The 14896-nt window shown below is 62.1% G+C and carries 9 protein-coding genes and 1 pseudogene; 4 read left to right on the top strand and 6 right to left on the bottom strand.

Annotated elements, in window-relative coordinates:
- Positions 1-193: 193 nt before the first annotated feature.
- Complete coding sequence (gene prfB, locus L1069_RS16855; protein WP_129370475.1) at positions 194-1321, bottom strand: peptide chain release factor 2; 1128 nt, start codon at positions 1319-1321, stop codon at positions 194-196.
- 224 nt (positions 1322-1545) lie between these two features.
- Here prfB and L1069_RS24185 point away from each other — a divergent pair, with 224 nt between their 5' ends.
- Complete coding sequence (locus tag L1069_RS24185; RefSeq protein ID WP_275423084.1) at positions 1546-4008, top strand: Hint domain-containing protein; 2463 nt, start codon at positions 1546-1548, stop codon at positions 4006-4008.
- Here L1069_RS24185 and L1069_RS16835 read toward each other — a convergent pair.
- The 4 genes from L1069_RS16835 to L1069_RS16820 all read right to left on the bottom strand — a co-directional run bounded on the left by L1069_RS16835 (position 4002) and on the right by L1069_RS16820 (position 9879).
- Positions 4002-6503 carry a PBP1A family penicillin-binding protein gene (locus L1069_RS16835; RefSeq protein WP_237456448.1) on the bottom strand — a complete coding sequence of 834 codons (2502 nt, stop codon included), beginning with the start codon at positions 6501-6503 and terminating at the stop codon, positions 4002-4004. The genes L1069_RS24185 and L1069_RS16835 overlap by 7 nt on opposite strands.
- Before the next feature lie 129 nt (positions 6504-6632).
- Positions 6633-7421, bottom strand: a complete 789-nt coding sequence (locus tag L1069_RS16830) for a phosphodiesterase (RefSeq protein WP_237456447.1) — start codon at positions 7419-7421, stop codon at positions 6633-6635.
- Between the two features lie 9 nt (positions 7422-7430).
- On the bottom strand, positions 7431-8660 hold the full coding sequence (locus L1069_RS16825) for an N-acetylmuramoyl-L-alanine amidase (protein WP_237456446.1): 1230 nt from the start codon (positions 8658-8660) through the stop codon (positions 7431-7433).
- A 73-nt stretch (positions 8661-8733) separates the two neighbouring features.
- Positions 8734-9879 carry an aminotransferase class I/II-fold pyridoxal phosphate-dependent enzyme gene (locus L1069_RS16820; RefSeq protein WP_237456445.1) on the bottom strand — a complete coding sequence of 382 codons (1146 nt, stop codon included), beginning with the start codon at positions 9877-9879 and terminating at the stop codon, positions 8734-8736.
- A gap of 22 nt (positions 9880-9901) precedes the next feature.
- Here L1069_RS16820 and L1069_RS16815 point away from each other — a divergent pair, with 22 nt between their 5' ends.
- From L1069_RS16815 to L1069_RS16805, 3 genes and pseudogenes are all read left to right on the top strand, one after another.
- On the top strand, positions 9902-11257 hold the full coding sequence (locus L1069_RS16815; RefSeq protein WP_211037993.1) for a M48 family metalloprotease: 1356 nt from the start codon (positions 9902-9904) through the stop codon (positions 11255-11257).
- Positions 11254-12018, top strand: a complete 765-nt coding sequence (locus L1069_RS16810; RefSeq protein ID WP_237456444.1) for a DsbA family protein — start codon at positions 11254-11256, stop codon at positions 12016-12018. The genes L1069_RS16815 and L1069_RS16810 overlap by 4 nt, the downstream gene beginning before the upstream one ends.
- 209 nt (positions 12019-12227) lie before the next feature.
- Positions 12228-13196 (top strand): annotated as a pseudogene (locus L1069_RS16805) (IS5 family transposase).
- 298 nt (positions 13197-13494) lie between these two features.
- On the opposite strand, the gene L1069_RS16800 reads toward L1069_RS16805, so the two are convergent.
- Entirely contained in the window at positions 13495-14565 is a 1071-nt protein-coding gene (locus L1069_RS16800; RefSeq protein ID WP_237456443.1) for an IS110 family transposase, read from the bottom strand.
- Positions 14566-14896 lie beyond the last annotated feature (331 nt).

Raw genomic sequence — 14896 nt, 5'->3', positions numbered from 1 at the left:
AAGTCCTCCTCGTTAAATAGCTGAAATTGTTAAAACGGGGTTTCACTACCGGAAACAATGCCCGGAACCCCCAAGGTTTAGTGTATCATAAGTTGACAGTAAAATGAACGCGCACGGAAAAAGAGCCTCGGGGCGGGCACCCTGAGGCTCTTTCATTCTGCAGCTGGCGCGCCGTTTGCAGCGCGACGCCGGATCAGTCCTCGCCCTGCGCCTCCGAGCGGCTTTTACCGGCGACATTCATCGCCAGCGTTGCGCCCATAAACCCGTCCAGATCGCCATCCAGAACACCCTTGGTATCCGAGGTCTCGTGGCTGGTGCGCAGATCCTTCACCATCTGGTAGGGCTGCAGCACGTAAGAGCGGATCTGGTTGCCCCAGCCTGCATCGCCTTTGGCCTCGTGGGCGGCGTTGATCGCCTCGTTGCGGCGGTCCAGCTCCTGCTGATACAGACGCGATTTCAGCGCCTTCATGGCAATGTCGCGGTTTTGGTGCTGCGATTTCTCGGAGGAGGTCACGACAATGCCGGTCGGGATGTGGGTAATCCGCACCGCCGAGTCGGTGGTGTTCACGTGCTGGCCGCCCGCCCCCGAGGAGCGGTAGGTATCGACCCGGATATCAGAAGGGTTCACGTCGATCTCGATATTGTCGTCCACCACCGGGTAGACCCAGACCGAGCTGAACGAGGTGTGCCGCTTGGCCGCCGAGTCATAAGGCGAGATCCGCACCAGCCGGTGCACGCCGCTCTCGGATTTCAGCCAGCCATAGGCGTTGTGGCCGGAAATCTTGTAGGCGGCGGATTTGATGCCCGCCTCGTCGCCTGCGCTTTCGGATTGCAGCTCGACCTTGTAACCCTTCTTCTCGGCCCAGCGGACATACATCCGCGCCAGCATCGAGGCCCAGTCGCAGCTTTCGGTGCCGCCCGCGCCTGCATTGATTTCCAGGAAGGTGTCATTGGCATCGGCCTCGCCGTCCAGCAGCGCTTCCAGTTCCTTCTCGGCAGCCTTGTCCTTCAGCGCGCTCAGCGCGGCCTCGGCATCCTTGATGACCTCTTCGTCCTCTTCCATCTCGCCCAGCTCAATCAGCTCGATGTTGTCAGAGAGATCCTGCTTGATGCCCTTGTAGGTATTGATCGCATCCACCAGCGCCTGGCGTTCGCGCATCAGCTTCTGGGCCGCGTCCGGATCGTCCCACAGGTTAGGGTCCTCAACCCGCGCGTTGAATTCCTCCAGCCGGAATTCGGCGGTTTCCCAATTCAACCGCTGGGCCAGCAGCTCAAGCGATTTCTCGATGTCCGCCACGATGTTCTGGGTTTCCGCGCGCATGGGAGGTCCTTGCAATCTAAGATCAGGCTTGCGTGATAAACCACCCTTGCGCCGCGGGCAAGCGGCCAGACCCTGCACCGGCCCGCCAGCCGCTGCGGAAAAACCAACTAAAATGCCGCGCGTTTTCCAAAGCCGGAAATACGCGGAATTAACGCGGCCTGCTTGACTTTGGGATCTGGAACGCGCGAGCAGCCTGCCCGCTGCGAATTTGAGGAATTGGGACCATGCCCAGCGGGTATCTTGTCCAGCTTGGAGACGGATCGCTCGATCACGGCGATACGATCACGTCCACCTATTCCTCCTTCACCACGGACCAGAACCTGGGCGCCGGCAATTGGAGCTGGACCGGCTCGCACGGCGGCACGCCTTACACCAATGAGATTGAAAGCGGGGTTTATTATCTCGGCGCTGACGGCAACGTTTATTTTGTGCCGGATCTGGGCCCGCCTGACTCATTCAGCTCGGCCAGCGCCGACAGTCCGCCCGCCTATACAGACACCGACGGCCCGGTCGAGGGCACCAGCGGTGCAGATAGCATCGACAGCAGCTACACCGACGGCGATGGCGATCAGATCGACAATGGCAGCGGCGGCGGCGCCTCGGGCAATCAGGACACGGTTGAGGCCGGCGCCGGCGATGATACTGTTGATGCCGGTGCGGACGACGACATGGTGTTCGGCGGTGACGGCAATGACAGCCTGGAAGGCAGCGCAGGCGATGACACGATCTATGGCGACAGCAGTTCTGAGGCCGGGCTGGCAGAGACCCAGGAAAGCATCGATGACTCCAATGTCACCGACACCAGCAGCGGCTTCACGGTCACGGCCAAGGACCTGTCGGGCACTGCCAATGCGGCCAATATTGACTATTACGATGGTGCATTTGGCGTTGCCGGGGCCATCTCCGATTCCGACAGCGGCGTTGACGCGCAGATTGGATATGACAAAGCATCAGGCATTTCCGAAGAGCTGATCGTCGACTTCGATCAGGATACAACCGACGCCAGCTTCACCTTCAAGCACCTGTTTTCCGATAGTCACGGTGAAGAAGGCCATTGGGCGGTCTACAAAGATGGCGTCCTGGTCGCCCAGGGGGATTTCACCGAAGATGTGGCCGGAACAGGCACCGGGACCGTCGACATCAACGGTTATGGCGCTTTTGACCAGCTGGTCCTGTCGGCCAACCTGCAAACCGATGGCACCGACGGGTCCGACTACACGATCTCGAACATCACATTCACGGTGCCGCCGGAGGACCCCGCTGATGGCGACGACAGTATCAGCGGCGGCGGCGGCGATGATCTGATCTATGGCCAGGGGGGAAGCGACACAATCTCCGGCGGCGCGGGAAATGATACGCTTTATGGCGGCAGCGGCAACGACACGCTTTGGGCGGGAACCGGAGATGACCTTGTCTATGGCGGGGATGGCAACGACCTCTATGACACGGACGAGGGTAACGATACCTTCTATGGCGAAGGCGGGGACGACTGGGTTGCAGTTTGGGCAAATCCTGATGGCGAAACCCTGGTGGGCGGCGAAACCGATGAAACCTCCGGCGACATGCTGGAGCTCTATGGCGACGGCACCGGCATAAACATCACCTTCACGGGTGATGAAGCAGGCTCTTTCTCCGTCGGCGGGGATAGCGTCACTTTCTCAGAGTTCGAACGCTACTACCTGCATTCCGGTGACGATACGCTCAATGCGTCCATCGGAACTTCGGATATCTGGGTCAAAGGGGCCGGAGGCGACAACAGTCTGACCGGCGGCAGCGGCAGCGACACCCTTCTGGGTGAAGGCGGCGGTGATACACTGGAAGGCAACGCCGGAGCCGACTCCATCGACGGTGGTTCCGGTGATGACAGCCTGATCATCGGTGAGGGCGACACAGCCTCGGGCGGTGACGGCGACGATTATTTCACCATAGTCGACACCGGCGACAGCGGCAGCAACAACATGACCGTCACCGGTGGCAACACCGGGCAAACCACCGGCGACACGCTGGATTTCAACGGCCAGCTTGACAAGGGCACGCTGAACATAACCGACAATACCGGCGGCAGCCTGACCGGCACGGCAACACTTCTGGATGGCAGTGTGGTCAGCTTCTCGGGTATCGAGAACATAATCTGCTTCGCGGCCGGAACCAGAATTGCCACCACCGCAGGCCTGCGCGCCATCGAAACGCTGCATCCGGGCGATCAGGTGATCACCCGCGACAATGGTTTGCAACCGGTGCGCTGGATCAGTCAGTCGACGGTGCCTGCAACGGGCAACCTGGCCCCGGTGCGGATCCCGGCCGGGTGTTTCGGCGCTGAACGCGACCTGCTGGTGTCACCACAGCACCGGATGCTGTTTTGCGGCGCTGCTTCAACTTTGCTGTTTGACGAAAACGAGGTTCTGGTCCCGGCGCTGCATCTGGTCAACGGCAGCACTGTCCGGCAGGAAACCGGCGGCACTGTCACCTATGTGCACCTGTTGTTCGACCAGCACGAGATCATTTATGCCGAAGGCGCGCCCTCGGAAAGCTTCCATCCCGGCGCCCAGGCCGTCTCAGCCCTGGACGATCCGGTGCGCGAGGAGCTGTTCCGGATCATGCCCGATCTGCGCTGGAGCACGGGAACCTATGGCGCCACCGCGCGGCAAGTTGCGGCGCGTCACGAGGCAGCGCTTTTGTTTCAGTAAAGCCCGCCGGAACTGATGGTGCCAAAGGTCGCCTTGGGCCCCAGCACGGCGGTGCCGCCGCTGGAGGTGGTCACTTTGCGCCCCGATTCCTGCACCTCTTCGATCAGCGGCAGGTTCGATCCCATCGCAAAGCCGCCATCATAGGTCAGGCCGAAGATCGGCTCGGCGCCGTCGCGGAAATACTCGGCCACCACATAGGCGCCTGACGCATTGTCGGGCAGCCGTGCGCCGGTATAGCGGTCGATCTTGATGAAATGGCCGCCTTCCGGCACGTCGAACGGGCCGCCGCCAAACTTCTCGGTGGCCTTTTTCATGAACTGCTGGAACACCGGGCCGCACATGGTGCCGCCATAGGCGCCGCGGCCCATCGGACGGGGCTGGTCAAAACCCATGTAGCAGCCGGCCACGATGTTGGAAGTGAAGCCGACAAACCAGACATCGCGGGAATCATTGGTGGTGCCGGTCTTGCCCGCAGTGGGCACCGGCAGGTTGATCACGCTCGACGCGGTGCCGCGGTCCACCACGCCCCGCATCATCGAGGTCAGCTGATAGGCAGTGATCGGATCCATCACCTGTTCGCGGTCAGTGACAATCCGCGGCGCCTGGCCGGGGGCCAGATCCGGGTCTGCGCATTCGACACAGTCACGGTCGTCATGCCGGTAGATGGTGCGCCCGAAACGGTCCTGCACCCGATCCACCAATGTGGGCTGCACCCGCTCACCGCCGTTGGCGAACATCGCATAGGCCGCGACCATCTTGTAAAGCGTGGTTTCCTCGGACCCCAGCGAGTTGGCCAGGAAGGCGCCCATGTTGTCATAAACGCCAAAGCGCTCCGCGTATCCCGCGACAACCGGCATTCCGACCTCCTGCGCCAGGCGGATAGTCATCAGGTTCCGGCTCATCTCAATGCCCGTCCGCAGCGGCGTCGGGCCATAGAATTTGTTCGACGAGTTCTTGGGCCGCCACAGACCCTGCGGCGTGTTGATCTCAATCGGGGCGTCCACCACGATGGTCGCCGGGCTGTAACCGCTGTCCAGCGCCGCCGCATAAACAAACGGCTTAAAGCTGGAGCCGGGCTGGCGCAGCGCCTGGGTCGCGCGGTTGAACACAGAATGCTGGTAGGAGAAACCGCCCTGCATCGCCAGAACCCGGCCGGTGTTCACATCCATCGCGACAAAGCCGCCCTGCACTTCCGGCACCTGACGCAGCGACCAATGGCTGAAGGTGCCATCTTTTTCCTCGGCCCGGACCAGCACCACATCGCCGCGGGTGAAATTCGCGGCAAAGCTGCCCTGCATCCATTTGATGTCAGAGCGCGGCACCGTGCCCGTGCCCTCATTGTCTTCGACACCGACGGTCAGCGATTTATCACCAACGTCCAGCACCACGGCCGGATACCATTTGCCGCCCAGTTCAATGTCCCGGGACACGTCGGCACTGGCCAGCGCGGCACGCCAGCTGGCCTCATCAGCCAGCTGCGCCTCCTCCAGCGTCACGCCGGTACCGCGCCATTTCCCGCGCGAGCGGTCGTACTTCTGCAAACCGCCGCGCATCGCCAGCGCCGCCTCGGCCTGCATTTCGTGGTCGATGGTGGCCCGCACGGTAAAGCCGCCGGTAAAAAACTCGCCCTCGCCAAAGTCCTGGGTCAGCTGGCGGCGGATTTCATCGGTAAAGTAGTCGCGCGGCGGCAGCGCAGTGCGGAAGCCCTCGAAATCGCCGTTCTGCACCGAACGCAGCGGCTGCGCCACCTCGACGCCGTAGACATCCCGCGAGATATAACCGTTCTCGCGCATCTCCCGCAGCACATAGTTCCGCCGCGCCAGCAGCCGTTCATTTTGGCGCACCGGGTGGTAATCCGACGGCGCCTTGGGCATTGCAGCCAGCGTTGCCGCCTCATGCGGGGCCAGCTCGCCAAGGGTCTTGTTGAAATAGGTCTGCGCCGCCGCCGTCACGCCATAAGAGTTTTGGCCTAGGAAAATCTCGTTCAGATACAGCTCCAGGATCCGCTCCTTATTAAGCGTCTCCTCCAGCCGGGTGGCAAGGATGATCTCCTTGATCTTGCGCTCGGCGCGGCGGTCGCCGGACAGCAGGAAGTTCTTCATCACCTGCTGGGTGATGGTTGAGGCGCCGCGCACATTTGCCCCGCGCGAGCGCACCGCCTCAATCGCTGCCGCAGCAATACCGCGGGCATCATAGCCGCCGTGGCTGTAAAAATTCTTATCCTCCGCCGAGATAAAGGCCTGTTTCACCAGATCCGGAATGTCCGCCGACGGTGTGAACAGGCGCCGCTCCTTGGCGAATTCGTCGATCATGTGGCCTTCGCCGGAATAAATCCGGCTGATGGTCGGCGGCTGATACTGCGACAGCGAGTCGTGGCTTGGCAGATCGCGACCGTAGATCCAGAACACCGCGCCAATGGTCAGCGCCACCATCGCCACCCCAAGGGTGAGGGTGCTGAAGATGGAACCAAAGAAGGAGAGTATGAACCTAAGCACGGGTTTGGCCTTTCTCGCGAGGTGCCGCCTATATAGGTGCGGCAGTCCCCCGGGTCAAAACAGGAAACAGCGGATATATGCCAGAGAGATGGGAGAATTCTAGCACAATTCCCCGCCCTGTGCGGTGTCTTACGTGACGGGAGCACCCAAGCCGTAGTCACAGAACTGGAGTTGCTGCAGGGTCAGCCCGCCTGGGCTGTGCTCCAGCACCGTCAGAGCCGGGGCCTCGGCGGCGGGTCTGAAGCTGCTCCAGTCCCAATCAGGGCACGGTGGCGGAGCCTGGTAAAGCACTGATTTTGCAGTGGTAAAGGAAATGCCCCGCGCTGTGCCGGAGCAGGGCCGGTGCACATGCCCCGCCAGCAGATGCAGCACGTTGGAGTAACCGGAAAGCAACGTCAGCAGCGCGTCCCCGTTTCGCAGATTGTCCGGATCCAGCATCGGCAGTCCCAGCATCATCGGCGGGTGATGCATGGCCACGATGGCGGGCCGCCCGTTCAGCGCGTCCAGCTCTGTCTTCAGCCAGCGCATCCGCTCTGCGCAGAGAACACCCGCAGCCGCGCCCGGAATCAGCGTATCCAGGCACAGCACAGAAAGATCCCCGAAATCGCACCGGTACTGGATAAACCCGGGCATTGCGGTTCCCGGCAACGGCAGCACCGCACGCAGCGCCGCCCGGTCATCATGATTGCCGGCCATTGGCAGAACCGGCATCGGCAAGCTGTCAAGAAACCCCTTCAACGCCTTGTAATTCTGCATCGTTCCGGTTTCCACCAGGTCGCCGGTGATCAGACAGGCAGAGGCATCAGAATGGTGCTTGGCGATAAAATCAACCGCAGCCTGCAGCCGCAAACGCGGGTCATGCCCCAAAACCAGCCCCTCAGCCTCGAAATGCAGATCCGACATCCAGATGAGTTTCATCGCTGCCCCCTATTGCCGCACCAGCGTGCGGCGGGCGTCGTCCTGCGCGCGCCAGGTGATCAGCCCGTTCAGAATGCCGCGCGCGGCCTGGGCCCGCCAATCCGGATCCACCAGGTTCTCAAGGTCCCGCTTGCTGGACAGAAAGCCGATCTCGACCAGAACAGAAGGAATATCAGCCGATTTCAGCACCGAAAACCCGGCCGAGCGCAGCGGCCGGTTGTTGATCGGCCGCCCCTGCCCCCGCAGCCCGTCAATCAGCGCCACCGCCAAGGCATCGCTGCGCGGCTGGGTCTCTTGCCGGGCCAGATCCAGCATCACCGCCGTCACGTTATCGTCCGCTTGGCTCAGGTCAGTGCCGGACAGCAGGTCGCCGCGCAGGTGCCGCTCTGCCAGCTTGGCCGAGGCCACGTCGGAGGCTTCCTTGGAAAGGGTATAAACGGTAGAACCATGCGCCCGGCCCTCGGAAATCGTGTCGGCATGCAGCGAGATGAACACATCCGCCCCGGCCTGATGCGCCATGGCAATACGCCGCTCCAGCGAGACAAAATAGTCGTCATCCCGGGTCAGCAGCACAGTGAACTGGCCGGACCGAAGCAGCGCTTCGCCCAGCTCCCGCGCGAATTGCAGCATCAGATGTTTCTCAATGACCACCTCGGTCTCCGCCCCTGGGTCAATGCCGCCATGTCCGGGATCAAGCATCACCAGGAGCGGTGCATTTTCATCGCGCGCGCCCTTGCCCGGCATGGATTGCGGCGCAGGCAGATCCCAGCGCGGATCCTGCGGGGCGCCGGCGCTGGCGGCAAACTCTTCCGCCGTGGCAGGCGCAAGCGATACTGCCAGCCGGGCGGCGGCGGTCACCTGGTCCACAGTCATAGCTGCCGTGGAAACCTTCATCGGCTCTGCCAGCTGCAAAACCAAACGCGACCAGCCTGGCACATAGGTGCCGAATTGCGCCGCGGTGATCTGCTCGCTCTGCAGCAGATTTTCCGCCGTCAACCCGGTCCAATCGACCTCCTGGAAATCCAGCACCAGCCGTGGCGGCTCCACCAGGGTGAACAGCCGGTACGGAACCCCCTGGCTAAGGCCCAGCGTGATCTCGGCGCCCCGTCCGGCATCGCGGGTGTGGCTGGCCTCCGCATCAATGCGCGCCAGCCCGCTGAAGCCTTGCGCCCAGGCCCCGGTCCCAGTCCCCGCTGCCAGCAGCCAGATCAGCGTTATGAAGGAAAGCAGTCTGCCCATGCCTGAACCCCGGTTCTTGGTTTTCGGCGCAGACTAGGCAATTCCGCCCGGATTGAAAATCCGCCTTCTGTGGTCAGCCGCGCGCGGCCATGAATTTCTCCAGCCGCGCCAGCCCTTCTTCAATATCCGCCGTCGATCGCGCATAAGAGAAACGCAGTGTGGTGGCGCCACGAACAAGGTCAAAATCCAGCCCCGGTGTCACTGCAACGCCCGCACTATCAAGGATTTCCGCGGCAAAGCAGCGGCTGTCCGCGGTCAGGTCCGACACATCGGCATAGACATAAAACGCCCCGTCCGGCGGCGCGATTTTGGTGAAACCGGCCTTAGGCAGCCCATCCAGCATCAGCTGGCGGTTCTTTGCGTAGACGGCCAGGTTTTCGCGCATCTCATCCTCGCAATCAAGCGCCGCCAGTGCCGCCACCTGACTGGCGTGCGGGGCGCAGATAAACATGTTCTGGGCTATACGTTCCACCACCCGCACGTGATCCTCGGGCACCACCATCCAGCCCACCCGCCAGCCGGTCATCGAGAAGAACTTGGAGAAGGAATTGATAACATAAGCCTCATCCGTCAGCTCCAGCGCGGTGACCGCCTTCGCCTCATACTCCAGCCCGTGATAGATCTCGTCGGAGATGAAACTGGCGCCCTCACCCCGCGCCGCGTCGATCAGATCGCCCATCGCGGTACGGTCCAGCATGGTGCCCGATGGATTGGCGGGAGAGGCCACCATGAGGCCCGCCAGATCCTGCCCCTTCAAATCCGCGGCCACTGGCTGCAGCCGGTTTTCCGGTGCGGTCTGAATGTCCACCGGCGTCAGCCCCAGCGCCTTCAGGATCTGCCGGTAGGACGGGTAGCCCGGCGCGCCGATCCCCACCCGGTCGCCGCTGTCGAACAGCGCGGTGAAACTCAGCAGAAAGGCGCCGGAGGAGCCCGGCGTCACGATCACCCGATCCGGATTGAGATCAACATTATACCAGTCGCCGTACAGCCGCGCGATACGCTGGCGCAGCTCCGGCAGACCCAGTGCAACAGTATAGCCCAAAGCATTGTTTTCCAGCGCATTCCCCAGCGCCTTCAGCGCACCGGAGGGCGCCCCCGTCGATGGCTGGCCCACCTCCATATGGATGATATGGCGGCCTGCTTCCTCGGCCTTGCGGGCGGCCTCCATCACGTCCATCACAATAAACGGATCAACGCTGGATCGGCTTGAGTTTCGCATTCTGATCTCCCATGGTGCGCGCATGAGTTTTGACCGTTTCTTCCGGCTGGCGTCAATCCCGGCTCTTGTGCTTTGCGCGCTGTTTCAATTTGCAGCGGCGGCGCAGGCGGCGTCGATCTCGCTGTTGCGTGACCCTGACGTGGAACACGGTCTGAACAAGCTGGCCGCACCAGTGCTGCGGGCCGCGGGGTTGAATGCGAACCGGGTCCGGATCCTGCTGGTCAACGATTCCGCCTTCAATGCCTTTGTCTTGGATTCGCGAACGATATTCGTGAATTACGGGCTGATCCTCAAGGTGACCTCCCCCGAGATGCTGCAGGCGGTAATCGCCCATGAGGCGGCCCATATCACCAATGGCCACCTGGCGCGACGGATGCAGAACCTGCGCTCAGCCAGCAGCGCTGCCGGTTTAGGCGTGGCGCTTGCGGTTCTGGCCGCGGCTGCGGGTGCGGGCGACGCCGCGGGCGGCATTGCCATCGGCACGCAGAATTCCGCGCTGCGCAGGTTTCTGTCCCATACCCGCGCCGAAGAAAGCTCGGCCGACCGTTCTGCCGCGGATTACCTCAACCGTGCCGGCATCAGCCCGCAGGGGCTGGTCGATCTGCACCGCGCCTTTGCCGGTCAGGAAGTGCTGAGTGCCGGCAGCCAGGACCCCTATACCCGCTCTCACCCGCTTAGCCGCGACCGTATCCGCGCCGCTCAGGCCTATCTCGCGGCGCATGGCGACAAGGGCGAGGCCAGTGCTGAGGCGCAATACTGGTTCGCCCGGGTGCGCGGCAAGCTGTCGGGGTTTACCCGTGCCCCGAAATGGACCCTGCGCCGGGTGCGCGAGGAACAGTACAAAGACGTGCGCCTGATGCGCGAGGCCGCCGCCTATCACCGGCAGAGGAATTTAAAGAAGGCCCTAAAGGCGGTAAATGGCGCGCTGGCGATCCGGCCCTCCGATCCTTTCTATCATGAGCTGAAGGGACAGATCCTGATAGAGAACCGGCAATGGGGCGCCGCATTGGCGGCCTATGGCAAGGCGGTGAAACTGGCCCCCAAGGACCCGCTGATCCTTTCCGGTTACGGGCGTGCGCAGCTGGCCGCGGGCCAGCCGAAAGCGGCGCTGCAATCCATGGAACGCGCCCGCGCCATCGATTTCCGCAACCAGGTGCTGCTGCGCGACATGTCGCTGGCCTACGCCAAGACCGGCCAGCGCGGCCTGGCGGCGCTGGTCACCGCCGAACGCTATGCCTTGCAAGGGCGTCTGGATGACGCCGGAATTCATGCCAAACGGGCCGTCGCCCAGCTGCCTGCAGGATCCGCCGCCGCGCGGCGGGCACAGGATGTGCTGGCGGCCTATGAACAAGCTCAGAAAAGGAAAAGACGAAAATGAAACCCTTTACCCGCGCTGCCACGGCGGCAGCCACTGCCCTCGCCCTGCTGAGCACCCCGGCGCAGGCGCTGGACCTCAGCAATATGTCAGAAGCCGAACGTGAGGCTTTTGGCGAACAGATCCGTGCCTATCTGCTGGAGAACCCCGAGCTGATCCTGGAAGCGGTTGATCTGCTGGAACAGCGCCAGCAGCAGGCCGAGGCTGTCCGCGATGACACGCTGGTCACAGACAATCTGGCAGAGCTGCAGAACGATGGTTATTCCTGGGTCGGCGGCAACCCGGATGGCGACATCACCCTGGTTGAGTTCATGGACTACCGCTGCGGCTACTGCCGCCGGGCAGCCCCCGAGGTGGAAAAGCTGGTGAAAGGCGACGGCAATATCCGCCTGGTGATCAAGGAGTTCCCGATCCTGGGCGAAGCCTCGGTGCTGTCGTCGCGCTTTGCCGTGGCAACCAAACTGGTTGCGGGGAATGACGCCTATAAGCAAGTGCATGATGCGCTGATTGAATTCGGCAGCGAGCCGAACGAGGTGGCCTTGCGCCGGATCGCGGACGGGCTGTCATTGGATGGCGATGCGATCTTTGCCAAGATGGACAGCGAAGAGGTGACGGCCGTGCTGCGCCAGACCCGCGCGCTGGCACAGAAGATGGCAATCTCAGGCACCCCGACCTTTGTGCTGGGCAATGAGTTGCTGCGCGGCTACCTGCCCGCCGACCAGATGGAGATCATAGTGGCTGAAATCCGCGACCAGCAAAGCTGACGCCTAACGACGAACCGGCGGAACTGGGGCTGGGGGGATCGCATTTAATTGGAATGGTGAACACAGGGGAAACTTGAACGAGGCCTTCGGGTGCGTCAAGGAAGCCCTGTGTTTACTGGAAAACCAGATTTGGCGCCCACTCGGCGTTGTTGCAGAACTCCTTGGTGTAGGGATTCACGTTGCGAATCCGGTAAGTTAAGTTGCTCGGTATGAGCAAGCCTGAACCTGCCCGCTATCGCACTACGAACTGGAAGTCCTATAACAAGGCCCTGAAACGGCGTGGTTCTCTGTTGATCTGGCTAGACCAGGACATGGTATGGCATGCCCCTAAGGCCGGACGCCCAGGACGGCCGTCGGTGTTTTCCGATGCGGCGATCCAGTTCGCCTGATGGTGAAAGTGCTGTTCGGCCTGCCGCTCCGGCAAACGACCGGGATGGTGTCGAGCATTCTGCATATGGCTGGTCTGGATTGACCGGTTCCCGACTTTTCCACCCTGGCCGCAGACAGAAGAACATCGCCATCGGAATCTCGAGCCGTCGGACGCCCCCCCTCAACCAGCTAGTGGACAGCACAGGGATCAAGTTTCTTGGTGATGGCGAATGGCTGGCGCGGAAGCACGGCACCCGGCGCAGGCGCCAATACCGCAAGGTTCATCTTGCGATGGACACAGGCACCGGCGACATCCGGGCCGTGGAATTCACCTCAAACCGTGAGGGCGACAGTCCCGTCCTTCCTGACCTGCTTGACCAGATCCCACCGGATCAACTGATCGGCACAGTGACCGGCGATGGGGCCTTCGACACCCGCAGATGCCACCCCGCAATCCTTAAGCGCGGCGGCACCGCCATCATACCCATCCGCAAGAGCGAGGCTCCTCTGGAAGGAGGATTGCCCCGCAGCGAGCGCCCGCAATGACATTCTCAAGGCGACCTGGCGCCTTGCGCGGACGATCTGGAAACGCTGGCCAGGCTATCACGTCCGAAGTCGGATCGAGGCGACCCTCTCGTGACATTGCTGCGCAATGCACTGCCGGGCAATGGATGCGCAGTCTCAAATCCTTCGGAGGAAGGATCGCTTCACGAGACCCCGACCGGCAGACCGCCGAAATCCACATCCGCATTGCCCTCATGAACCGCTTCAATGCACTCGGCCAAGCCGAGATTAAACGCGTGGCTTGACTTCATAGGGGGAAGGGGGAAGCGCGTCCCGACGATAAGTTCTGCAACATGTATAACCGCCCCTTGCGCAAGAAGTATTTTCTAAGCTGATCTTGGCGCGTCATCGGGTGCTGACATGTATTCGGCGTCACACACGCCGCAGGGCCCGTATGGTGTTCGCGGATCAGCCCCCAAATCAACGCCGCGTGCTCACAGGCACTTTGTTGCAGGCTGGTTCTTCCGATCCCGTCTCACGACTGTTGCGCCAAACTGCTCCTTGCCCTCTTGTGCTCCGACGTCCTCGCGGCCTACCGCTGGCTCATGCCACCGTGGCCGGAGACTGGTAGACGCCACCCCGGGCTATCAAGGCCCAGACGATCCGCGCCATTTTATTCGCCAGCGCAACGCGCACCAGCATTGGTGGCTTGCGTGACAACATCCCGCCCAGCCACGTGCCTGGCTTGGCCTCGGCATGGACATGACGCTTGATGATGACGCTGTTGGCGCCAATGATCAGCAGGCGCCTCAGGGACCGCTCGCCCATCCGCTGCCCGGCAGGGCATTGCGACACGCAATGTCCCGGGAGGGTCGTTGCGGCCCCGAGCCGCTGTTTGCCGCCTGTCGAATGCTGGCGGGGCGTGAGGCCGAGCCATGCCGCAAAGTCCCGGGCCTTGCGGGACGTCTCGGGTGGCGGAGCAAGGGTCGCGATGGCCGTAGCGATCAGCGGGCCGATGCCCGGCACCGTCATCAGGCGGCGCGCCACGTCGTTTTCCTTGGCCCGGCGGGCGATCCCGGCATCGAGTTTGACAATCTCTGCCTCCAACTTGGTCAGGGCCGTGATCAGCACCTTGAGTGTGGAGGCGGCATCGGCTGGCAAGCCGCTTTCCGGGTCATCGACGATTGCAATCAGCTTCGACGCGTTGGCCGCCCCTTGCGGTGCGACCTGTCCGAACTCGCTCAAAAGCCCTCGCAGTGCATTGATGGCCTGGGTCCGCTGCCGGATCAGAAGCTCGCGCACGCGAAACACCATAGCCGCGCGCTGTGTCTCTTCGCTCTTTATTGGTACAAAGCGCATTGCCGGACACAGCGCGGCCTCGCAGGTCGCTTCGGCATCGGCTGCATCATTCTTCTGGCGTTTGACAAAGGGAATCACATAGGCGGGAGGGATGAGCCGTACATCACAGCCCAGTTTGCTGATCTCACGGCCCCAGAAATGAGCGCCGCCACAGGCTTCAATCGCGACAACACAGGGCTGCAACCCGCTGAAGAAGGCCGGCACCTGACCCCTCCGCAGCTTCTTGCGCAGAACAGGCTGCCCCGCTGCATCTGCCCCGTGAGCCTGAAACACATTCTTCCCCAGATCGAGCCCGGCCGTGATAATCTCTGACATGACCGCTCTCCTTTGTGGATCGCTGCAGGCCCACCTTGGCAAAGTGATGCCGTCGGGGTCGGTCACATCATCAACGCCCATTCCATGCCTCGACGATTTGCCAAAGGCTCATTTCAAACCGCCTTACCAGCCTGTCCACCGCTGATTTTGGTGGTTGGCGCAGGGCATCAATGGGACGATGGCGCTACATGTCAGATGGGTGCGTGGATGCACAAAATGAATTTGGTGCAATGGTGCGTGCCAGGTTCGTGTGTGAACTGCAGCATGAGAGCGCTGTCGAAGACGATGAGTACCTCCGGGGAAGAAACATTGAGCTACCCCCTGAATTTCA

The sequence above is a fragment of the Leisingera sp. MMG026 genome (genome assembly GCF_021654205.1).
Lineage (GTDB): Bacteria > Pseudomonadota > Alphaproteobacteria > Rhodobacterales > Rhodobacteraceae > Leisingera.
This window is presented reverse-complemented; position numbering and strand designations above follow the sequence as displayed.

What these genes read in the sequence shown, in the direction of transcription:
- prfB (WP_129370475.1), bottom strand. Translation starts at nt 1,321, where the DNA reads ATGCGCGCGGAAACCCAGAACATCGTGGCGGACATCGAGAAATCGCTT.
- L1069_RS24185 (WP_275423084.1), top strand. Translation starts at nt 1,546, where the DNA reads ATGCCCAGCGGGTATCTTGTCCAGCTTGGAGACGGATCGCTCGATCAC.
- L1069_RS16830 (WP_237456447.1), bottom strand. Translation starts at nt 7,421, where the DNA reads ATGAAACTCATCTGGATGTCGGATCTGCATTTCGAGGCTGAGGGGCTG.
- L1069_RS16825 (WP_237456446.1), bottom strand. Translation starts at nt 8,660, where the DNA reads ATGGGCAGACTGCTTTCCTTCATAACGCTGATCTGGCTGCTGGCAGCG.
- L1069_RS16820 (WP_237456445.1), bottom strand. Translation starts at nt 9,879, where the DNA reads ATGCGAAACTCAAGCCGATCCAGCGTTGATCCGTTTATTGTGATGGAC.
- L1069_RS16815 (WP_211037993.1), top strand. Translation starts at nt 9,902, where the DNA reads ATGAGTTTTGACCGTTTCTTCCGGCTGGCGTCAATCCCGGCTCTTGTG.
- L1069_RS16810 (WP_237456444.1), top strand. Translation starts at nt 11,254, where the DNA reads ATGAAACCCTTTACCCGCGCTGCCACGGCGGCAGCCACTGCCCTCGCC.
- L1069_RS16800 (WP_237456443.1), bottom strand. Translation starts at nt 14,565, where the DNA reads ATGTCAGAGATTATCACGGCCGGGCTCGATCTGGGGAAGAATGTGTTT.